The 20,185-nt window shown below is 69.6% G+C and carries 19 protein-coding genes and 3 pseudogenes; 11 read left to right on the top strand and 11 right to left on the bottom strand.

The features are described 5' to 3' along the window. Positions 1-80: 80 nt before the first annotated feature. On the bottom strand, positions 81-335 hold the full coding sequence (locus ACZ5ON_RS14595; protein WP_465591298.1) for a GNAT family N-acetyltransferase: 255 nt from the start codon (positions 333-335) through the stop codon (positions 81-83). 129 nt (positions 336-464) lie between these two features. Between ACZ5ON_RS14595 and ACZ5ON_RS14590 the strand changes: the two are divergent. From ACZ5ON_RS14590 to ACZ5ON_RS14580, 3 genes and pseudogenes are all read left to right on the top strand, one after another. Further along, a pseudogene (locus ACZ5ON_RS14590) lies at positions 465-704 on the top strand (IS21 family transposase); the annotation flags it as partial. A 94-nt stretch (positions 705-798) separates the two neighbouring features. Next, complete coding sequence (locus ACZ5ON_RS14585) at positions 799-1,026, top strand: DUF6480 family protein (RefSeq protein WP_465591028.1); 228 nt, start codon at positions 799-801, stop codon at positions 1,024-1,026. Between the two features lie 563 nt (positions 1,027-1,589). After that, positions 1,590-1,904 (top strand): hypothetical protein, encoded by a 315-nt coding sequence (locus ACZ5ON_RS14580; protein WP_465591025.1) that lies wholly within the window; start codon positions 1,590-1,592, stop codon positions 1,902-1,904. A gap of 303 nt (positions 1,905-2,207) precedes the next feature. Here the strand turns inward: ACZ5ON_RS14580 and ACZ5ON_RS14575 are convergent, their stop codons facing one another. Both ACZ5ON_RS14575 and ACZ5ON_RS14570 read right to left on the bottom strand, forming a co-directional pair. Continuing rightward, positions 2,208-3,293 (bottom strand): amidinotransferase, encoded by a 1,086-nt coding sequence (locus ACZ5ON_RS14575; protein WP_465591023.1) that lies wholly within the window; start codon positions 3,291-3,293, stop codon positions 2,208-2,210. Positions 3,294-3,799: 506 nt separating this feature from the next. Next, positions 3,800-4,369 (bottom strand): CGNR zinc finger domain-containing protein, encoded by a 570-nt coding sequence (locus ACZ5ON_RS14570; protein WP_465591018.1) that lies wholly within the window; start codon positions 4,367-4,369, stop codon positions 3,800-3,802. Between the two features lie 74 nt (positions 4,370-4,443). Between ACZ5ON_RS14570 and ACZ5ON_RS14565 the strand changes: the two genes are divergently transcribed. Continuing rightward, positions 4,444-5,733, top strand: coding sequence for an MFS transporter (locus tag ACZ5ON_RS14565; protein WP_465591015.1), 1,290 nt, complete (start codon positions 4,444-4,446; stop codon positions 5,731-5,733). A gap of 156 nt (positions 5,734-5,889) precedes the next feature. After that, positions 5,890-6,015, top strand: a pseudogene (locus ACZ5ON_RS14560) (short-chain dehydrogenase); the annotation flags it as partial. Positions 6,016-6,232: 217 nt separating this feature from the next. On the opposite strand, the gene ACZ5ON_RS14555 reads toward ACZ5ON_RS14560, so the two are convergent. From ACZ5ON_RS14555 to ACZ5ON_RS14545, 3 genes are read right to left on the bottom strand one after another with little or no spacing between them, the layout of a single operon-like run. Beyond that, complete coding sequence (locus tag ACZ5ON_RS14555) at positions 6,233-8,446, bottom strand: alpha/beta fold hydrolase (protein WP_465591012.1); 2,214 nt, start codon at positions 8,444-8,446, stop codon at positions 6,233-6,235. 14 nt (positions 8,447-8,460) lie between these two features. Beyond that, positions 8,461-10,245 (bottom strand): N-acetylglutaminylglutamine amidotransferase, encoded by a 1,785-nt coding sequence (locus tag ACZ5ON_RS14550; RefSeq protein ID WP_465591007.1) that lies wholly within the window; start codon positions 10,243-10,245, stop codon positions 8,461-8,463. Continuing rightward, positions 10,226-11,371, bottom strand: a complete 1,146-nt coding sequence (locus ACZ5ON_RS14545) for a carboxylate-amine ligase (RefSeq protein WP_465591002.1) — start codon at positions 11,369-11,371, stop codon at positions 10,226-10,228. Before ACZ5ON_RS14545 ends, ACZ5ON_RS14550 begins: the two co-directional genes overlap by 20 nt. A gap of 614 nt (positions 11,372-11,985) precedes the next feature. On the opposite strand from ACZ5ON_RS14545, the pseudogene ACZ5ON_RS14540 reads away from it, so the two are divergent. Continuing rightward, positions 11,986-12,350 (top strand): annotated as a pseudogene (locus tag ACZ5ON_RS14540) (PHP domain-containing protein); the annotation flags it as partial. 551 nt (positions 12,351-12,901) lie between these two features. Then, positions 12,902-14,446, top strand: a complete 1,545-nt coding sequence (locus tag ACZ5ON_RS14535) for an FMN-binding glutamate synthase family protein (RefSeq protein ID WP_465590999.1) — start codon at positions 12,902-12,904, stop codon at positions 14,444-14,446. 205 nt (positions 14,447-14,651) lie between these two features. On the opposite strand, the gene ACZ5ON_RS14530 is transcribed toward ACZ5ON_RS14535, so the two are convergent. Beyond that, positions 14,652-14,957 (bottom strand): AsnC family transcriptional regulator, encoded by a 306-nt coding sequence (locus ACZ5ON_RS14530; protein ID WP_465590996.1) that lies wholly within the window; start codon positions 14,955-14,957, stop codon positions 14,652-14,654. 153 nt (positions 14,958-15,110) lie between these two features. On the opposite strand from ACZ5ON_RS14530, the gene ACZ5ON_RS14525 reads away from it, so the two are divergent. Then, positions 15,111-15,407, top strand: coding sequence for a hypothetical protein (locus ACZ5ON_RS14525; RefSeq protein ID WP_465590993.1), 297 nt, complete (start codon positions 15,111-15,113; stop codon positions 15,405-15,407). 278 nt (positions 15,408-15,685) lie between these two features. Beyond that, the gene (locus tag ACZ5ON_RS14520; protein ID WP_465590990.1) at positions 15,686-16,072 is read left to right on the top strand and encodes an STAS domain-containing protein; all 387 of its coding nucleotides are present in this window, start codon (positions 15,686-15,688) and stop codon (positions 16,070-16,072) included. A gap of 105 nt (positions 16,073-16,177) precedes the next feature. On the opposite strand, the gene ACZ5ON_RS14515 is transcribed toward ACZ5ON_RS14520, so the two are convergent. From ACZ5ON_RS14515 to ACZ5ON_RS14500, 4 genes are all read right to left on the bottom strand, one after another. Next, positions 16,178-16,351: a CsbD family protein gene (locus tag ACZ5ON_RS14515; RefSeq protein ID WP_465590987.1), complete on the bottom strand. Its 174-nt coding sequence runs from the start codon at positions 16,349-16,351 to the stop codon at positions 16,178-16,180. Positions 16,352-16,545: 194 nt separating this feature from the next. After that, positions 16,546-16,719, bottom strand: coding sequence for a CsbD family protein (locus ACZ5ON_RS14510; RefSeq protein WP_465590984.1), 174 nt, complete (start codon positions 16,717-16,719; stop codon positions 16,546-16,548). 268 nt (positions 16,720-16,987) lie between these two features. Continuing rightward, positions 16,988-17,977, bottom strand: a complete 990-nt coding sequence (locus ACZ5ON_RS14505; protein WP_465590981.1) for an SRPBCC family protein — start codon at positions 17,975-17,977, stop codon at positions 16,988-16,990. 3 nt (positions 17,978-17,980) lie between these two features. After that, complete coding sequence (locus ACZ5ON_RS14500) at positions 17,981-18,703, bottom strand: histone protein (protein ID WP_465590976.1); 723 nt, start codon at positions 18,701-18,703, stop codon at positions 17,981-17,983. Positions 18,704-19,304: 601 nt separating this feature from the next. Here ACZ5ON_RS14500 and ACZ5ON_RS14495 point away from each other — a divergent pair. Both ACZ5ON_RS14495 and ACZ5ON_RS14490 read left to right on the top strand, forming a co-directional pair. Beyond that, positions 19,305-19,691, top strand: a complete 387-nt coding sequence (locus tag ACZ5ON_RS14495) for a gas vesicle protein GvpO (RefSeq protein WP_465590973.1) — start codon at positions 19,305-19,307, stop codon at positions 19,689-19,691. A gap of 64 nt (positions 19,692-19,755) precedes the next feature. Beyond that, the gene (locus ACZ5ON_RS14490) at positions 19,756-20,184 is read left to right on the top strand and encodes a gas vesicle structural protein GvpA (RefSeq protein ID WP_465590970.1); all 429 of its coding nucleotides are present in this window, start codon (positions 19,756-19,758) and stop codon (positions 20,182-20,184) included. Position 20,185 lies beyond the last annotated feature (1 nt).

Below are 20,185 nucleotides of genomic sequence, written 5' to 3'. Positions count from 1 at the left end.
GATCGGCAGATACGCCTGCGCCGATCATCACCCCGCCGTCCACCGGCCTGCACTTGGCGATACGCCACCCGCGCGGGGCATTACCCCGCCCAGCGCACAGCTCTGTCGATGTCGTGGTGCCCTGCCCCGCCAGGAGCAGCCGGGCGGAGCGTATTACGGCGTGCTGCCGGTCCTCGGTAGTCGACGCCGGGGAGGCGGAAGGCTTGCGCGACCAGAGCGCGGGCGGCCCTGGTGGCTACCCCGCGGCCGGTGGCGGCGGGGTGCAGCCAGTAGCCGATCTCGCGGCCGTTGTCCGGGGTGTCGTCGCGCCGGAAGAGCTGGCAGGCGCCGACGATTTTCGTGGAGGCCGATCCGGATCGGAGGCCGGAGGATTTCCAGGCAAGGTCGCAGGGTGCCGGGGTTGGGATCGTGCCGGGTGCCTTCGAGTACCTGGTGGCTGTGCTGTCGCGCTGTCCATGCGTCAGGCCTGGTGCCGGATCCGGGTGGTGAACCCGTTCTGGAACAAGACGCTGCCGAGCGTCACCGCGTGCCGGGCCCGCGACGCTGCGGCGGATCGGCGGAGTGCCGGCCTATGTGCTGACCGACGACGGGACGCCGGTCACCACCGACCACGATGCCGAAACGCGGTCCGCAACCCGGAGATCGTCGAAGCCGCCCGGCACCAGGGCACGACCAGCCGCACTCGCGTGCCGGCGGGCCCGGAGCCAACCGATAGAAACACCGTGCCCACTGGCGTTTCCGCAGGGAAGGACCGGGAAGCCGCCAATCGACAGGATTGCTCACGACCAGGGGTATGTCATGTCAACACAAGACCCTGATCCTTACGTGACACCGGGACTTGACAGTCACCGGACTCTGCCCGTAGGCGAGACCCCACCCGTAGAGGGCAGCATTTCCGGCATCTCCCGTCCGGAACCGCCTGAGGTTCGCAAGGCCTGGGGGATCTGGCCCGCGGTACTCATCGTGCTACTCGCCGTAACCGTCTCGGTGATGCTCATCGGCATGGTCATCGCGCTCAGCAGCTGAGCCCCGAACCGTGGAGCAGGGGAGTGCCGTCGCCTTGCCCTACGAGGATTGCGAGGAGCCTGAGGCGGACTTCCACGTACGGCCCCTCGTGCTGTTCCGCGGTCCGCGGTGGTCACAGTTCGTGCAACGCGGGGAGCGGGCGGTCGCGCGCCCAGCCGATGAAGGCCGACTGGCTGTCGCCACCCGCCTGGACCAGGGCGACTTCGGTGAACCCCGCCCGCGGTGAACGTGCTGACCCCCTCGGAGACCTCCGCGACCCGGTCGCCGCAGGGGATCGCCTTGGCGACGTCTTCGGGACGGACGAACGCGCTCGCGGGGGCTAAGGCGCCCGGTCCGGGCAGGTCGGCATTGACCTTCCAGTCGCCGCCGAACGAGCGGAACTGCTCGTGGGTGCGAGCAAGAGCCGCGTGCCGGACGTGGTCAAACAGACCGGCAGCTGACCGACCACTTGTCTGAGGCGGATACAGCCGGTGTTCGCGAGGCAGCCCGTTCTCGTTGACGGCACGCTCTCATACCGGCGGCGACGCCGCGACTCGGTGGTGGTTTGCTCTTACCCTCGCTTCATGACCGAGAACGAGATCAAGCTCAAGGCTATTGCGGCGCTCACTGCCCTGCGCAGTGGTGCCGGAGCGGATTATGTCTCGGACCTGCTCGGCGACGTGATCCCTGACTACTTCATCGTTCCGGCCGACGCAGATCCGGAGGAGGCCGGGCTCGCCGTGCTGAAGCAGCTCTCCCGGCCTCTCAGCGCGCTGATCACCGGATTCGTCCTGGCTTTCCAGTCCGTCGCAGATGCCTATGAACGAACCGCGTCCGAGACGTCGACGGAGGAGATCCTCCAGGTACTCGCACTCGAGATCGCCGGAAGCCCCGAGTGATCGGTCTTCACACGTGGCCGGAACCGTGCACGGGGGCAGTGATGCCGAGTGAGGTTTCTGCAACACGCCCGCGTGGACTGGACGTTCAGAGGCCCTCCGCCTGCCGGAAGGCGCTGGCGTTGCGCGCACCAGTCCGCGAATGTCCGCGGATTGCTTCCGAACAGCCGCCCGACCGTGTCGGTACGGAACCCGACGGTATCGGCGCGCATGAGGGCGAACGCCTCGTGATGGCGTCGGCGAGTGGCCGGGGTGATCCCGCGCCTCCTTGCGTTGCACCACTGACGCCAGGCCGTTGGCCCGTCATCAGACGTACGATTCGAGACCGCCGCGGCGCCGGATGTCGAGTGTCGCGCAGTGAAATGATCCGCCGAACGGTGCGTAGTGCAACAGATCGCACGGGATGGGCTCGAAGCCCCAGTTCTCGAGTGCCCGCAGTGTCTTCGTGTGATGGCGATCGACGATGACGCGTTTCTCGTCGATCATGAGCGTGTTCATGTTCAACCACTTGCCGCACATTGACGTGATGTTGAGCAAGCGCTCGTTGATCGGATCGGGCTCGGGGGCGATCAGGATGTCCCACGAGTTCAGTACGTCGGGCAGGCGATCGACGTCGATGTATTCGGGATTGACCATCACCTTGCCGGGGGCGAGTAGAACGAACGTCGTGTCGATGTGCATGGGCGTGCGGCAGCGGCTCTCGATCTCATGGACTCGATATTCAGGCCCCAGATGCCGGCGCAACCATTCGATGCCCATGCGGTTGGTGACGTTGCTTCGAGTGACGAACAGATCGCGTCCTGCGCGCACGAAATCCGCCGCGTCGAATACCGGCTCGTACTCGGTGAGGACGTACCGCATCGGCTCGCCCGCAGCGGGAGTGCGAAAGTTCGCCTCGAACAGCTCGTCCGTGAGCTGTGGCCGCGGCGCTGCGGTCCAGCGTGCGCCCCGTCGGAAGTATTCCTTGAGCACTGGGCGGTAGGAATGGGTCTCGAAATACCGGCAAGGCCATGCCATCGGGGTTTCGATGATCTCGTCACCGACCACTAGAAGGCTGTCACGCGGACAGGTGTTGCAAAAGCCGTGCGACGACCAGTAGGGGGTGCGGAAGGGCTGCCTGAAGTCGACCGCATCGGGGCGCCGGACCGTGATTCCGAGGGATTCGAGGAGGGTGATGAACTGATCGAGCTCCTGTTGCGCCTGCTCGATCAGGAAGCGCGGATATCTGAAGCCGGCGGCAAAGCCTTGTAGTCGCGCAGCCCATGGCGGGATATTGCATGCCACGACCGGATGGTGGGAGGGGATTGTCGCGCCCTCAAGGCGCCCGACGATGACCTCCTCCAGCGGATCCCACTCGTTGTGGGAACCGACCGGTGATACGGAAATCTCCATGGCGTCCGTAGTCGGGGGCGACGGTTCCGGCATCATTCGCACCTCTTGGCTCGACGATGTTCCTCGACGTCTGCTGCCGCCGGGATAGACGGTCTCTGTATTACTACCACGATCATCGAGCTACTCAGGGTAATGAGTGCACTCTCGCCGCTTATGCGAAGGTCAGAACGGCCGAGCAACGGCCCGCCCGGCCGCGGCTGCCCAGCATGGCCTGTTTCATGCGTTACCGAGCGTCCACCACTTGGGGCACCCGGACCCCAGCGTCCGGCACGCCTGATGTCCTCGACGCCGGCGAGAAGGTGGCGATGCTGATCGGGCAGGGCGCCCGACACGCCCGCTCCGACCGACCTGCTCGGTACAGGGGTGGCCAAGGCGCTTGTCGGCAAGGACGCGCTGCCGGACACCCTGCCGTATGTGGCCTCGCGATCGCCCGCGCCACCGACGTCGGAAAGCCGGCCTGGCCGGCGGAAGCCCTCATCCGGCTCGCGCAGGTGAGGGACCGAGGCTCACGCCTCGTCGCTCGCGCGCCGCGCACGGAACGCCGCTGCCTTGACCCGGTTCTGGCAGGCCGTCGAGCAGAACTGGCGGCCGGCGTTGCGGGAGGTGTCCACATAGACGCGGTCGCAGCGCGGGGCCGCGCAGACCCCGAGGCGTCCGGCGTAGTCGCCGCCGAGGGCCATGGCGAGGCCGGTGGCGCAGCCGGCGCTCCAGCCGACGGCGTAGGAGTCGTCGGTGCCGTGGAAGTGGACCTGCCACGGCTCTCCGGGAGCCCGGTCGAGTTGGGGACGGGCGCCGGTCTCGCGCAGCAGTGCGTTGAGGGCGGGGGCCGCGTCGTCGATGCGGTCGGCGGCCACGGCCTCGAACACGGTGCGCAGGGCGCGGGCGGTGTCGGCCAACCGGTCGGCCTCGTCGGCGCCCAGGTCTGCCCCGGCGGAGAGCGCCGCGCGGACCGCGCCGATCCGCTCGGCGCCCTCGGGCGCGAGGTAGCGACGGCCGCGCGCCTCACCGTCGGTCAGTGCGTTGACGAGCGCCACGGAAGCATCGAGCAGGGTGCGCATGTGACTGTCGAACAACACTTGACCAGTTACCCTTCGCCTACCTACGGTGTCTGTCACCAACATTAGGCGATTCACCAGTGACAGGAGGCGCAGTGCTGCGCTCCGAACCGCTGCCCCGCACCGTCCGCCTGCTGCTACTCGCCCGGGTCGTCAACCGGCTCGGAGCCTTCTCGCTGCCCTTTCTCACCGCGTTGATCTGCACCGACTACGGAGCGAGTCTGACCACCGCCGGGATGGTCAGCGCCGCCTTCGGGCTCGCGACGATCCCCTCGCGGCTGGCCGGGGGACGACTGGCCGACCGGATCGGGCGGCGCACGACCATCGTGCTCGGGCTCTGCGGATGTGCCGTCGCACAGCTGGCGATCGCGGCCTCCGGGTCCCTCGCCTGGGCGGTCGCCGGAGCAGTGCTGCTCGGGCTGGCCTTCGAGCTCTACGAGCCCCCGAGCCAGGCGATCATCGGCGAGTCCGTGCCCGAGCGGCACCGGGTGCGCGCGTTCAGCCTGTTCAGCGCCGCGCTCGCGGCGGGCGGCATGGGCGCCGGGCTGCTCGCAGCCGTGCTCGGCCGCTGGGACCTGCGCTGGCTCTTCGTCACCGACGCCGCGACGTGCGTGGCCTGCGCGCTGCTGATCCGGCTGGCCCTCCCGCGCGACCGTCCCGAACCACCCGGAGCGGACCAGGACGACACCGCCGTGCGACCACTGCGCGACCGAGCCCTGCTGAGCATTCTGGCCACCGGAACCGCCTACGCCCTGATCAACCAGCAGACCGTGATGACCCTGCCGCTCGCACTCGCGCGGCAGGGCCTGCCCGCCGCCTACGCCGGGCTGTTGTTCACCGCCACCGCGGCCACCACCGTGCTCGCCCAGCCACTGGTCCACCGGCCCTGGGCGACCCGGCTCACCACGCCCGTCGCGCTCGCCCTCGCCCACCTCCTCCTGGCCGCGGGGCTGACCGGCTACGCCCTCGCCCGCACCCTGCCCGCGCTGCTCGCCCCGGCCGCCGTGTGGAGCCTCGGCAACCTGCTGGTCATGGGCCGCGCCTACGCGCTCGTCACCGACCTCGCGCCACCCGGCGGAAGCGGCCGCTACCTGGCCGTCTTCGGTACCAGCTGGGGCGTCGCCGCGACGCTCGCACCCGTCCTCGGCACCCAACTGCTCGCCCGCGCGGGGACGACCGCACTGTGGTCCGCAATGGCCGCGCTCTGCCTGCTGCTCGCCGCACTGCACCTCCGGGTGACACCGGAGCCGGCCCGGCCCCCGCAACGTGGCGACGTGCTGCCGGACGCCGCCCGCGAGGCCGTCACCACGCCCGGACAGGCCCTGGATGACGCCATGGCGACCCGTCCAGCTGACGGCACATCAGGCCGCGAGGAGACCGCGTAGCGGCGGGCGCAGCCCTTGCCATCACGTAGCCGTCACCGTTCACCCGAACGATAACAGTGGGCCGGGAAAACTGACTTCGGACGCCGCCGGCCATTTCCATGCCCGGCATGCCCGGCATGCCGCCCGTTCCGGTCGCGCCCATCGTGCCGGGCATCTCTCGGCGAGCCGGGGGACGTCGCAGATGTGGTGGGCTTCCTGGCGGGTCCGCAGGGCCGCTGGGTGACCGGCCAGATCATCGACGTCTCCGGCGGTACCTACCTCGGCCCGATCACGGGCGGGTGATCCGCCGCCCGGCCAGGTGCCGGGGTGTTGACGTCGGACTGGACGGAGCGGAACGTCGGATCTGCTCGTTCACGGGACTGCGGACGAGCGGTTCGGCCGGCTGGTGCGAGCTGTGCGGGATCGGGGTGGTGACGGCCAGGGGCGCTGCGGGTGCCGAAAAATCGTCCGGCCTGGTCATGCGGCATGTTGGTACTCGTGGAGGGTTCCGCCGGGTCGGTCACTCGGCGACGTGGCGCTCGATCCAGGCGGCCGCGGTGCGGCGGAACAGGACGCGGCTTCGGGTGCGCCGGAACTCGTGGCCCTCGTTGGGCAGTATCAGCAGTTCGGCGGGGATGCCCCGTTGCCGGGCTGCCCGCACCAACTGTTCGGACTCGCCTGGCGGGACGTTGGTGTCGTGCTCACCGTGGACGGCCAGGACCGGTACCCGTAGTGCGTCGATGCGGCTCATGGGGGACAGGGCGCGCAGCAGCTCACGGTCCCGTTCGGGGTGGCCGTACTTGGCGGCGGCCGATCGCGCGATCCAGGGCTCGGTGCCGGCGAAGAACGTCAGGAAGTCCGACATGCCGCACACCGAGACACCGGTGCGGAACAGCTCCGGGTGCCAGACCAGGGAGGCCAGCGTGAGGTACCCGCCGTAGGAGTGCCCCATCACGGCCAGCCGCCGGACGTCGGCGAGGCCGAGGGTGATCAGGTGCGTCGCGCAGTCCGCGACGTCGTTGATCGCCGCGAACCGCCTGTCGCCGAGGTCGGCGTTGACGAAGGAACGGCCCGCGCCCAGCGAACCGCGCACGTCGGGGGCGAAGAGGTCCAGGCCGTGGCCGAGCAGCTCGTGGTACAGCGGATCGAACACCGGCCGTTCCTGCTGCTCCGGCCCGCCGTGCAAGTGGATGACGCACGGCGCCCGGCTGTCGGGCTCGCGGCCGGAGGCCCGGTAGTACCAGCCGCTCAGGGCAAGCCCGTCGCGGGACCGCAGACGCAGGTGCTCGGGACGGACCGGCGGGTGCTGGTCAGGTGCCACGACGTCCTCGTCACGCGAGGACCACGGGGTGCGCAGCGGTGTCAGACCGTCGGGCGTGTGCCAGACACCGGGCCGGCGGCGGGAGCCGGAGACGGCCAGTGCCAGTCCCCGGGGGCCCGCCGGGCTGATGCGAGTCACCACCTCGTGCGGCAGCGACAGGGCACGCGCGGGGTGTCCGGCGTCAGTGGATCCGTCCGCGTTCAGCCCGACGCCCCCGACGTTCCCGACGCCCCCGACGTTCCCGGCGCCCCCGGCGCGCGGCGCCGTGGACCGCGGCGGGGCGGCGGGCAGGGCGATGGCCTCCAGCTCGGTGCGGCCGTGCATGTTCCACGCCAGGACGGCGCTGTGGCCGTCGTCCGGGATCGACAGCAACTCCAGGTCGGCGTCCTCGCGTTGCGCGGTCACCGCACGGCACAGGCAGGTTCCGTCCGGTCCGAGCTCGGCGGTGACCAGGGCCGCGAACTCACGCTCGGCGTCGCTGCGCAGGTGGAGCCACCGCCCGTTGGGCGAGAACCGGCCGATCCACGGATCGCCGTCGGCCACCGGCAGCGCGTAGGCCGTCACGCGGTCCGCGGTGCGCAGCACCACGGCCTCACGTCTGCCGCGCGGTCCGCGCAGCAGCAGGACGAGCCGACCGTCCGCGGTGCTGTCGCACAGCCGCAGCGTGGCACCGGCGGGTTCGGTGGCGATGAGCTCGGGCGGGCGCACACCGGCTGGATCGGCCAGGTAGACGGCCAGCCCGCCGCCGGTGAGATGAGGCTCGGGCGCGGGTGCGCCGGTCGCCGGCGGGCGCAGCGCGGTCAGCGGTGCGGCGCTGGGGACGGGCGCTCCGACTTCACCCCAATGCACGCCGCCGAGCGGGACCGGGTGCCCGTCACCGCTGACCCGCTCCCTTGGCGGCACCTCCTGGTACGACGGGGGAGCGGCGGGGCCGGGGCCGCCGTGCTCCGCAGTGGGTGGGCCCGCCGGCGGGTCGGTGGCGGTGATGGCGAGGGTCGAACCGTCGCGGCTCCAGCGGCCGAGGTAGGCGGTGCTGCCCGGCGCCGCGCCGGCCAGCACCCGGCGGTCGCTGCCGTCCGGTCGGACGCAGAGCACCCGGGTGAGTTCGCCGCCGCCGGGAGCGGTGGTGTAGGCGATCCAGCGGCCGTCCGGGGACCAGGAGACCTCGATGACCGGGTCGAGTCCGGTGTCCAGCAGGCGCACGTCGTCGCTGTCGGCCGTTCCCGTCCACAGTTGGGGCACGCCGCCCCGGTTGCAGATGAAGGCCACCCGCGCGCCGGTGGGGTCCGCCGAGGGGTACCAGCAGCCGTGCGCGCTGACCGGGCTGTGCGTCTCCCTGTCGCCGGGGGCGTCCGGGAGGGCCTCGGCCAGGGGGGCCGCCGGGGCCCCGGGATCCGTCTGCCGGTTCGCCACGCCGCGCCTCCCGTTCAGTCGATCCCGTGGGACTGCAGCCACATCTCCAACAGGGCCACCTGCCACAGGGCGTTCGCCCCGCGTGCTGTGCGGTGGGCGTCCGGTGCGGCGAGCAGCTCGGCCAGGTAGGCCTGCTGGAAGACCCCCCGGGATCTGGCCTCGGGGGCCGTGAGGGCCTGGCGGATCCGGTCGAGTACCTGCGGAGCCATCCGCCGGATCGCCGGAACCGGGAAGTAGCCCTTGGGCCGGTCGACGACCTCGCGCGGAAGCAGCTTCCAGGCGGCCTCCTTGAGGACCCCCTTGCCTCCGTGGGCGAGCTTGAGCTCTGGTGGGCAGGCCGCGGCCAGCTCGACCAGTTCGTGGTCCAGGAACGGTACGCGGGCTTCCAAGCCCCAGTCCATGGTCATGTTGTCGACCCGTTTGACCGGGTCGTCGACCATCAGGACGTGGGTGTCCAGCCGGATGGCCGCATCGAGGGCGGTCTCGGCGCCCTCGGCCGCCATGTGGGCACGCACCAGCTCGCCGGAGGCGTCGTGTTCCGTCAGCAGGTCGGGCTGGAGGATCCGGCCGAGTTCGGCGTGCGAGCGGTCGAAGAAGGTCCGCACGAAGGTCTCGGGCTCCTGCTCGCGCGGAACGGCCGCCAGGGCGGGATGCCAGCGGTACCCGGCGAAGATCTCGTCGGCGCCCTGCCCGCTCTGCACGACGCTGACGTGTTTGGAGACCTGTTCCGCCAGCAGGTGGAAGGCGACCACGTCGTGACTGACCATCGGCTCGCTCATGGCGCTCACCGCCCTGTCCACGGCGGTCTGCAGCCGATCGGAGGGCACCATGATCTGGTGGTGGTCGGTGGCGAACTCCCGGGCCACCAGGTCGGAGTAGTGGAACTCGTCGCCCTTCTCGCCGCGTTCGGTCTCGAACCCCACGCTGAAGGTGGCCTGGTTGTGCTGGCCGGACTCGGCCAGCAACGCAACGATCAGGCTGGAGTCCAGGCCACCGGAGAGAAGCACCCCGAGCGGCACGTCCGCCACGGTGCGGCGTTGCACGGCGGTGCGCAGCGCGTCGAGCACGGCGTCCCGCCAGTCGGCGGGGTCCATGCCCGCGTGCTCGGGCCGGCGGCGGTGGGACGGCTGCCAGTAGCACTCGTCGTACTGGCGGCCGTCCGGCTCCACGACCCGCACGGTGGCCGGCGGGAGTTTGCGCACCCCGGCGAGCACGGTGCGCGGCGCGGCGACCGTGCCGTGCAGGCTCAGGTACTGGTGCAGCGCGGCCGGGTCGAGGGAGGTGTCCACCCCGCCGCCCGCGAGCAGCGCGGGCAGCGAGGAAGCGAAGCGCAGCCGGCCGGGCCGCTGGGCCAGGTAGAGGGGTTTGATCCCGAGGCGGTCGCGGGCAAGCACCAGCCGTCCGGTGTCCAACTCGGCCACGGCGAAGGCGAACATGCCGAACAGGCGGAGGACGCAGGCCGTCCCCCACTGCCGGTAGGCCTTGAGCAGCACCTCGGTATCGGAGGTGGAGAAGAAGCGGTGCCCCAGCGCCTCCAGTTCCTGCCGCAGTTCCCGGTAGTTGTAGACGCACCCGTTGAAGACCCCGGTCAGCCTCGCCTCGGAATCGGTCATCGGCTGGGCACCGCGCTCCGACAGGTCGATGATCTTCAGGCGCCGGTGGCCGAGGGCCAGGGCGCCCTGCGACCACATGCCCCGGCCGTCGGGCCCGCGGGCCGCCAGCCGGTCGGTCATGCGCTCCACGGCGGCCAGGTCAGGGCGCCCGCCGTCGAAGCGGATCTCACCGCTCAGCCCGCACATGCCCGCTCACCTCCGTCCGGGCTGGTACGGGGGCTCCGGTCGCGGGGTGGGCGCGGGTTCGGGCCACCAGGAAGTCGACGGCCGCCGCCAGGTCCCCACCGGCGGCGATCCGCCGTAGCTGGTGGGCGACGTCGCCCAGGTCCAGGGTCTCCTCCGCCACCGCCGAGACGAGCTCCCAGTCGCCGAACTCCTCCAGCGTCGGCCGCAACCGCGTCAGCATCGTGCGGACCACGGCCCGCGCCGGGCCCGCCAGGCCAGTGGTCGGATCGACCAGGTCGCCGCCCAGCCCCGAGCGGGCAGCTCGCCAGGTCATGGCGCGCAGCCACTGCGGCCGGGTGTGCCCGCACTCGTCGGTCCCCCGTACGGCGGCGCAGGCATCCACCACCAGCGCGCGGAACAGCCCGGCGATCATCACCACCGTCTCCACCCGGGGGCAGGCGTCGCAGATCCTCAGTTCCAGAGTCTGCTGGTGTGCGGAGGGCCGGATGTCGTAGTAGACCATCCCGGCGTCGCTGATGACTCCGGAGCGCACCAGACCCGTCACGGCCGCGTCGTAGTCGGCCGCCGAGGCGAAGCAGCCGGCCGGCCCGCTGGTGGGCCACCGCTGCCACAGCAGTGTCCGCCAACTGGCGTAACCGGTGTCCCTGCCGAGCCAGAAGGGCGAACTCGTGGACAGCGCCAGCAGCGTGGGCAGCCAGGGCGAGATCACGCACATCGCGCGCACGGCCGTGTCACGGTCGGGCACGTCCACGTGGAACTGCACGCCGCAGATCAGCTGCTCGTCGGCCACCACGCGGTACTCGTCGACCATGTGCAGGTAGCGGGGGTGGGGAGTCGCGTCCACCGTCCCCACCCGGGCCAGCGGTGCGGTGCCGGCCGCGACGATCGCCAGCCCGAGTCCGGAGGCGGCCTCGGACATGGTCTGCCGGGAGCGGGTCAGATCCTCGTGCAGGGCGTCCAGCGTGACGTGCACGCCGCTGTTGGACTCGACGACCGACTGCAGGAACTCGGTGACGAAGCCGCACTCCGGCAGGCGGTCCAGCACCTCGTGGGCCCGTGCCACCAGCATGCGGCTCTCCACGTCGACGACGTGGAACTCCTCCTCGACTCCCATCGACACGGCCATCAGACACCTCCGAGCCGGTCCGGCATTACGGTGGGTCACCGCCCCGGACGGCCGCTCCACGCGGCGTCCGCCTTCGGAGAACCAACCTCCCACGACCGCCCCCGCGCCGCATCAGGAACCGTGCCAGGTCGCGGCCGGCGCAGCAGCCACCAGCCGCGGCACGGTGCGCGTCGTTCCGACGACGGTGGGAGTCCACGAGCGCATCCACCGCATCACCGGCCGCGATCGGAGCAGGTACCCGCCCTGTCGGATGGACCGCGTTGGGCGTCGTCACAGCCAGTGGCAGGTGGCCGGCGGCGGCAGGCGGTTGAGCTGGGGTGCGGCGGTCGAGCAGACTTGACTTACGCCGCGGGAGCCGACGATCGCGGGGCGACGCATCAACCCAGCTCACATCCGATCCGTGAACTTCAGGGATCGGAAAAACAATCAGGCCGCCGTCGGCACGCACGGCGGTCAGGTACCCTCCTTGCCGCGCATCGCGAACATCGCCAGCCCGGCCCGGTTCGAACGCTCCAACGCCTTGACGAGCAGCGCGTAGATCTTGGCGTACTCGTGGCCCCAGCCGCCAGTCGAGACCCGCGGCGATGTGCTGCTCGTGATCGCCGAGTTGGGCGGTTGCAGCCGTCAACGCCCGGATCGGGCCCTTTCGGCTCCTGTCTGGAATCGCTGGAATCGAGTGCGACATCCTGGAGGACGGCGCGCTCGATCAGGAGGAGGAGTTGCTCCGGCGGCTCGATGTGGTGGTGGCCTCGGTGCACTCGAAGCTGCGTGCGGAGCCGGGGCCGATGACCGCCCTTTGATGGTGGCGGCGGTGCGCAACCCGCACGTCGACGTGCGCGGACACTGCACCGGCCGGCTCATCACCGGCCGGGAGCGGCCACAGTCCCGGTTCGACGCCGAGGCCGTTTTCTCGGCCTGTGCCGAGGCCGGAACCGCCGTCGAGATCAACTGCCGCCCCGAGCGGCGCGATTCGGGCCGGTCTGGGGCCGGACCGGTTGGTGACCACCTGGCCGCCGGGCGGCTGCTGACATGGACGACCCGGCCTGGAAGCGGACACGGCCAAGCCTGAGCGGGCCGCCGTCCCGCAGGATGCCGGCGGGTACCGGCGCGCCTTCCGTTTTCGATGGGGTCCGTTGCCCGGCTGAGACTCACAGTGGCCAGGACAAGCACCGACCACTGCGAAGGCGGACCGGTGCCCAACAGGCGAGAAGCATCCGCCTGGTCAGCCCGCTGTGTGCGAGTACCCGGTCCAGCTCCCCGCCCAGTCGCATGTCGCTCTGCTCAACCCCGTTCACCTGACACCCCTTCAGATCGCCATGGTGATGCCATGAAACAGGCGCGCAGGCCAGGGGCGGAGACAGCCTCGGACCAGCCCCCTGACCGCATGCCCGTCCGGGCGACCTCCTAATATCATCTCGCATTCTTCGACGGACGCTGATGCCCGCTTGGCCGTGCCCGTCGTCCAACGCCCAACACGACACAACGACTCCACCACATGGCGATGGAGTCGTGCATCGAGGAGGAACGTTCATGCACGCCCGGAAGATCGGCGCGGTCGCCGCAACAGCGTTGGCCGTTCTGGCTGCCCGCGACCTCATTCAGAAGAGGCACGCACTGCTCCGGAACTTCCCGGTGATCGGGCACGCCCGGTACCTGTTGGAGACGATCGGGCCGGAGCTGCGCCAGTACATCGTGACCTCCAACGAGGAGGAGCGCCCGTTCAGTCGTGACCAGCGCACCTGGATCTATGCGTCGGCGAAGGAGGAGAACAACTACTTCGGGTTCGGAACCGACGTCGACGTCGAGCACGTGCAGGGGCACGCCTACCTGAAGCAGCGCACGTTCGCCGGCACTCTGCCCGACGCGCACGATCCGCAGGCCCCGCTGCCTTCGGCGAAGGTGCTGGGCGGGCCGCGCGGGCGCGCCAAGGCGTTCCGACCGGCGAGCGTGGTGAACATCTCGGCGATGAGTTTCGGATCGCTCTCCGGCGCGGCCATCACGGCGCTCAACAAGGGGGCGGCACTGGCGGGCACGATGCACAACACGGGTGAGGGCGGCCTCTCGCCGTACCACCGCAACGGCGGCGACCTCGTCCTTCAGATCGGTACGGCGTACTTCGGCTGCCGCAACGAGGACGGCAGCTTCAACCTCGACAAGCTCAAGGACGTGGTCGCCGGCGCCCCGGTCAAGGCGATAGAGATCAAGCTCTCCCAGGGCGCCAAGCCAGGTCTGGGCGGGATGCTGCCGGGCGCGAAGGTGACGCCGGAGATCGCCCAGATCCGCGGTATCCCGGTCGGCAAGGACTGCGCCTCCCCGTCGCGGCACACCGCGTTCAGCGACGTCGACTCGATGCTCGACTTCGTCGAGTTGCTCGCCACCGAGACCGGTCTGCCGGTCGGGGTCAAGAGCGCGGTGGGAGAGATGGGCTTCTGGCAGGAGCTGGCCACGCTGATGGCGCGTGGCGACCGTGGTGTCGACTTCGTGACCATAGACGGCGGCGAGGGCGGCACCGGTGCCGCGCCGCTGATCTTCACCGACTCGGTGTCGCTGCCGTTCCGGATGGGCTTCTCCCGGGTCTACGGCACCTTCGCCGAGCTTGGCCTGACCGACGACCTGACCTTCATCGGCTCCGGCAAGCTCGGTCTGCCCGAGAACGCCGCGGTCGCCTTCGCCCTGGGTGCCGACATGATCAACGTGGCCCGTGAGGCGATGCTGTCCATCGGCTGCATCCAGTCGCAGAAGTGCCACACCGACAAGTGCCCCACCGGCATCGCAACCCAGAACCCGTGGCTGGCCCGCGGCCTCGACCCGACCTCGAAGGCCACCCGGGCCGCCATCTACCTGCGCACCCTGCGCAGGGAGCTGATCAAGGTCTCGGCGGCCATGGGCGTCGCCCACCCGGCACTCATCACCGCCGACGACATCGAGATCATGAACGGCGACTACGAGGCCCGCACCCTGGCCGGCGTCTACGGCTACAAGGACGGCTGGGGCGAGCTCGGCCCGCACCTCGCCGATGAGATCACGGCACTTCTCGCCACCAAGCCGGCCTCCGTCCAGAAGCCGGCCGTCTGACACGCCGACAGCGACAAGCACCGCGCGCAGGGTTCCCCTGCGCGCAACACGGGCGTGGCACCAGCCCGTGTCTCCCTCACCTGCCCCTAGCCCACGACCACTCCACAGTCGCCGTCGGAGTCTCCTCTTCGGTCCGGACCGGCGGTCGCCCTTCGACCTGACCCGCGCAGCCGTGTCCCATCCGGGGCAGGCGGTCCAGGTGATCTCAGCCCAGGAGAACGGCCAGGAGTTCGGCGAGATCGGGGCCGGCGTCGGCCGGATGTCGTAGTTGCTTGGCGGCCAGGACGTGGTAGTGGTTGCTGCGGCCGTTGCGTTCATGAGTCAGGTAGCCGGCCTCATCGCCGGCCTCTTCGAGGTCGACGATGATCCGTTGAACGGCCCGCTCGGTCAGCAGGCAGCGCGCCGCGATGTCACGCACCCTGAGCCCGGGATCGCGGGCGATCTGCACGGGCACGCGGGCGTGGTTCGTCAAGAAGGTCCAGTGCCGCGCCGCCGAGGAGCGCTCGTCCACAACCCCAGCCCACGACCACCGATTCACGCAGTCGTAAGCACGAAAAAAAAGCCGCGTAACCGTTGACATGCATCGATTGCGGGCGAATGGTTGAAGGGCAAGCAGGATCGCCTCGCGAACCGCGACCCTTGCCCACCTCGCGAAGAGGTCACCGTGGACAACCTCACCCGCGACAACCTGGAAGCCCTCACCGCCTTCCTCTACGACCACATCGGCCGCCCCTGCGTAAGCGGTGACCACGCATGCCGCGTCGAACCGCTGCGCCGCACGGTCCGCCACGCGGTCACCGGCCTCGAGGCCTACCTCACCGCCAGCGAATCCCTCCAAGACACCGCGGCCTACCAGCGGGATACCGCCACCGAGCTGTGGGAGAGCCTGGAGCGGATCGCTTCCCGCTGGCACGATCAACCTATCCCTACTCCGGCATCGCCCGCCCGCAGCACAGGGTGAGGAAAGCCGTGACCACCCCGCACCGCAATGCCCACGCCCACCACCCAAGCCGCCACGCCGGCGTCGCCTCCGCGGCCGCCTCCAGGTCCGGATGCCCAGCGAAGTGACCGAGGTGTGCGTCAGGCGCGCGCGGGCCTGGACAGCCGGGAACGATCCCCGCGAACGCTGGCACTCCCCGGAAGGCCCCGCACCTGAATGCCCCCGCACGACGCCCCGCCGCAGCGACGTCGACCTGCCGCCGCAGGGCACCTCCCGTCGGGCCGATCGGAAGGCACACCATGGCCAGCCTGGACCTGAAGACGTCCACCACCTGCATCGGCGACGCCCTGGTCTGCTCCCTCGCCGGCTACGTCCACATGGACAACGAAGAGCACCTGCGCCACGAACTGAGCCAGGCCCTCGCCCAGCACCCCGCACTCATCGTGATCGACCTGCACGCCGTCGACCTGTTCACCACCAACGCCCTCAACGCGCTGCTCACCACCCGCCGCGCCGCACTCGCCCTGGGTGTGCCTCTCGTCCTCGCCGCCCCCAGCCCGCAGGCGCAACGAGTACTGAAGATCACCCAGACCGACGCCGTGTTCCAGGTGTTCCCGGCCCTCGCCGAGGCGCTGCGCCTCCGCGCCCCTTCAACGTCGGGCGTACCGAACCCGGCCACCCCGTGAGGCCAGGGTCGTAGCCCGCCCGGGTCGGTCTCCGGGCGGGCTACGGCGTTTACGGGTCGGCCGACACGGCGCGGAGCCGCGCGGCGTGGGTGCCGTACGAGGACGTCAGTGCTTGAAGACGTCCTTGACCTTCTCTCCCGCCTGCTTGAGGTCAGCGCTCGCCTTGTCGGTCTTGCCCTCGACCTCAGCCGGGCGGTCGCCGGCGACCTTGCCGATGGCTTCCTTGGCGTGACCCTTGGCCTTCTCGGCCATGTTTCGGACCTTGTCCGCGCCGCTCATGACTGCCTCCTCATGCTGGGACGGCTGCTCAGCCAGCCTCTGCCCACACCGGGACCGATCATGCGTGTCACGTGCTCGTCGAGGTTCTGGCTGCCACGATCTACCAGGCACCCCGACGCCGATGGCGGCCGAGTACCCGCGGCCGCCACCAGTCCGGTTGTGAGTCCGCCGGATCCCAGGGCTGCTGGTGTTGGCTAATGCTTCAGGGCGTCCTTCAACTTCTGGCCGGCCTGCTCCACATCGCCCTTGATCTGCGCACCCTTTCCCTTGGCGACGAGACTCTCGTTGCCCACCGACTTGCCAGTCACTTCCTTGACTTTGCCCTTGGCCGTTTCGGCGGCGTGCTTGATCTTCTTTCCTGTGCTCATGCTGCTCTCCTTCGCAGAATCAGCCGTTCGTTTGCCCGTTTTCCGTGTCTCTAACCTGCTTGCGAAAAAACGTCTTGAACAGCAGGAAACGGCCGTCCGCGTGAGCGGCTGACCGGAAGGCACCGCGCCTTGGCCAGGTCGTGGTCCGCCAAGCCGGACCTTCCGCACGGGGCACGGCGATCGGCTCCGCCATCACCAGGCGGAGCCGAGCCGTTCTCCGGAAGCCGGGGGCGCCGGGCGGGGCGCCACCGGCAGTGGCGGGGAGAACTCAGTCCTCGCGGTCCTCCTCGTCATAGCCGGACCTGTCCTCGCCGCCCTCCTCCCCGTCGCCGTACTCGTCTTCGGGTTCTTCCTCGTCGTCGTACCGGTCCTCTTCCTCTTCGTCGCCGTACTCGTCCTCGGGTTCCTCTTCGTCGTACTCGCCCGCCCGCTGGTTTTCCCGGGCTTCCTCCTCCATGGCTTCCTCGTGGGTACGGACGACCTCGCCGTCGCGGATCTCACCTCGCCAGCCCTCGGGTTCGTCTGTGGTGAAGGAGACGTGCCGCTGGAAATTCTTGAAGTCAAGGCGCAGCCGGCGGCCCTGTGCCCGCCAGATGTTGCCGGTCTTCTCGAAGAACCCCGACGGGTAGTACTCCACCACGAGGACGACGCGGGTCAGGGTCGGCGTCAGCTCGTGGAAGCTCACGGCTCCGCGAGTGGAGCCTTTGGCGCCTTCGGAAGTCCAGACGATACGGTCGTCGGGCACCTGTTCCTGCACGGTCGCTTTCCAGCCCCGGGTCGAGGGCCCGACCTTCACCTTCCAGTTGCTGGACACCTCGTCGACCTGGGAGACGCTGCGCACGCCTTTGGTGAAGCCGCTGAAGTCCTGGTACTGGGTCCAGTGGTTGTACACGATCCGCAGAGGCACACCGATGTCGACGGCCTCCACGATGTTCATGACCTTCTTTCCGGCCTTACGACCGGGCTTGCCTCTGCCGAACTTCTCCTTGACCTTGTCAACGACACTGTTCTTGAGGCTCTTCGCCTGTTCACCGAGGAAAGCCTTGACCGGTGAGTCGCCCTGTAGGACGCGGAGTCCCACCTTGGGCAGCACGCCTCCGTTCGCCGCGATATCCGTGAGCTGATCCGTAGCGCCGGTGATCTTGTCTCCCGCCTTCTCGACCAGGTGCTCCAGCTGGGCACCGAGGTAGTTGACGGCCTCTTCGCCAAGCCGGTCGAGGTTCGAGCGCGGGCGGGGCTCCTGTTGCGTCCTGGGCATGATCTACCTCCGCCCGGTGGACTGCTTGGATGCCTTGGCGGCGGTGTCCCTGCCTGCTTTGGTCTTCTTGGCCGGGGCTTTCGTCGTCGATGGCTTCTCGCCTCTGGCTCTCACCGCCGGAGCCGTCTTCTCGGGGGCGCCGGCCTTCCTCGCGGGCTTGCGCGCGCCCGAGGCCTTGGACGTAGCCGTGGCGGCTGCCCGCGGGGCTCGCGGCCGTTCGCGTTCCTCGGTCGCAGGGGCAGTGCGACGGCGGCGCAGGGGGCGCTCTTGGCGTGGTTCTTCGAGCTCCTCCTCTTCCTCCTCTTCTTCGGGCTCCTCCTCCGGTTCCTCGGTCTCGGGCTCCTCCTCCGGTTCCTCGGTCTCGGGCTCCTCCTCGTAGGTCTCTTCCTCCTCCGGCTCCTCCCGGGACTTCGGCTTGCCCACGTTGAGGGTGCGTTCCCGCAGGGAGTCCGCGAGATCCCCGAGGCGGCGGTCGGCCACAGCGGCCACCGCATTCTTGCCGGCTTCCAGCAGTTCTCCCTTGACCTGGTCGTTCAGCTCCGCCAGCTGCGGTACCTCGGCGAGTCGTCGCAGTCCCCGAGCGGCGAGCTGCCGCGGGTCGAGTCCGATCCGTCGGCCCGCGAGGTACGTCGCGGCAGCGAGTGCGAGACGCCCTTTCTTCGCCCGGCCCAGTGCGTACCCGCCGATGACCGCAGCCGCGAGAGCGACTTTGGTGGTTTCATTCATGGGGGTCATCCTTTCCGGCATTCGCCCCTTCTCGATTGGACCGGCACAACGCCAGGAACCCACGTGATGCCGCAGCCCTGTTCGGGGTGCCGAGCCTGGAGGGTCAGCAGTCCTGCAGTCAACGGAAGGTTTCCGTCCTTCAGTGGCACAACTGTCCACGCATCACGTTGCGGCAGTCCGCAGCTCCATGAGCCCAAGACGGCTGCGGTGATTCAAGGACGCCCTTGTCGGCCCCGGTGGTTGATGTCCGCGGCCTTGGACCTCGGCGGTCCGGCGCCCTCGAATGCGGTGTCCGCACCGGCGCGCGCTCCGTACTTTCAGTCTGGCCAGCCAACCGGCGTGTACACGTGGGGCGCCAACACTGGTAATGAGCCGCCACAAGCCGAATGTCCCGAATGGCCCACGACGAGCCGCACTTCAAGGCACTGAGGTTTGGGGCGAGTTGGATCCCCGAAGGCGGGTAGACGGTGGAGAGCACGACGGCGGTTCCGCACGCGGGTGCGCTGCTGGGCCGGCCAGAGGAGGATGGCCATGAAGTGGGTTGCCCGCAAGTGCAAGCCAGTACGGCGAGGACGTCGTCCCCGATTTCCGGAGAAGGAAAATGGCCCCAGACAAGGAGGATGGCGCGAGACCACGAAGGTCTGCCCACGTAGACCCGGCCACCGGTCGCGCCGGTTCCAGTGGAACCCGCCGCGAGGCGGGGGAGACGAGACGACCTCCTCGGCGCCGGGTTTCGGCGCCGCAGGCAATGCGTTACGCAGCGCAACAGCTCACGGAACTGCTCGGCCGTCCCCCGGAATCCGTTTCGGCACTCAAATCCGTCGAGGACGGCTGGCAGGCCGACGTGGAGGTGGTGGAACTGGAACGCATCCCCGAGACGACCAGCGTGATCGCCAGTTACCGGGTGACGCTGGACGAGGAGGGCGAACTCATGGCGTACGAGCGGATCCGCCGCTACACCCGCGGACAGATCGACCGACCCACCTGAGATTCCCGCGTGGAGGCGGGTGAACAGTGTTCCGCCGAAGCGGCGGGCACGGAAGGGAGGCACCATGACCGTGGTGCCGCAGAGCGTAGGCAGTGTTTCCAGGGGTGGAGGTACCTCAGGTCTTTACGACGTCCTAGAACTGCTTCTGGACCGCGGACTCGTCATCGACGTCTTCATACGCGTGTCCCTGGTCGGCATCGAGATCCTCAAGATCGATGTTCGGGTCGTCGTAGCCAGCGTCGACACCTACCTGCGCTTCGCCGAAGCGTGCAATCGCCTGGACCTGGAGGCCGGCCGCAAGGCACCGGCCCAGCTCACCGATGTCGTCGGGAGGATCACCGAGGGCGGAGCCCGCGGCAAGAGCAAGGGCGCACTCACCGGAGCCGTCGAGGCCATCACCGAGTCCCTCCGCCGGGAGGGCGACCGCGACGAAGAGCCCGAGCTCGTACGCGAAAGGCCCACCCGCCGACCCGCCAGACGGCGTGAGGAGTGAA

It is taken from the genome of Kitasatospora sp. NPDC032150 (assembly GCF_055579945.1).
The sequence above is the reverse complement of the archived record's forward strand: the minus strand, read 5'-3'. Positions and strand labels throughout refer to the sequence as shown.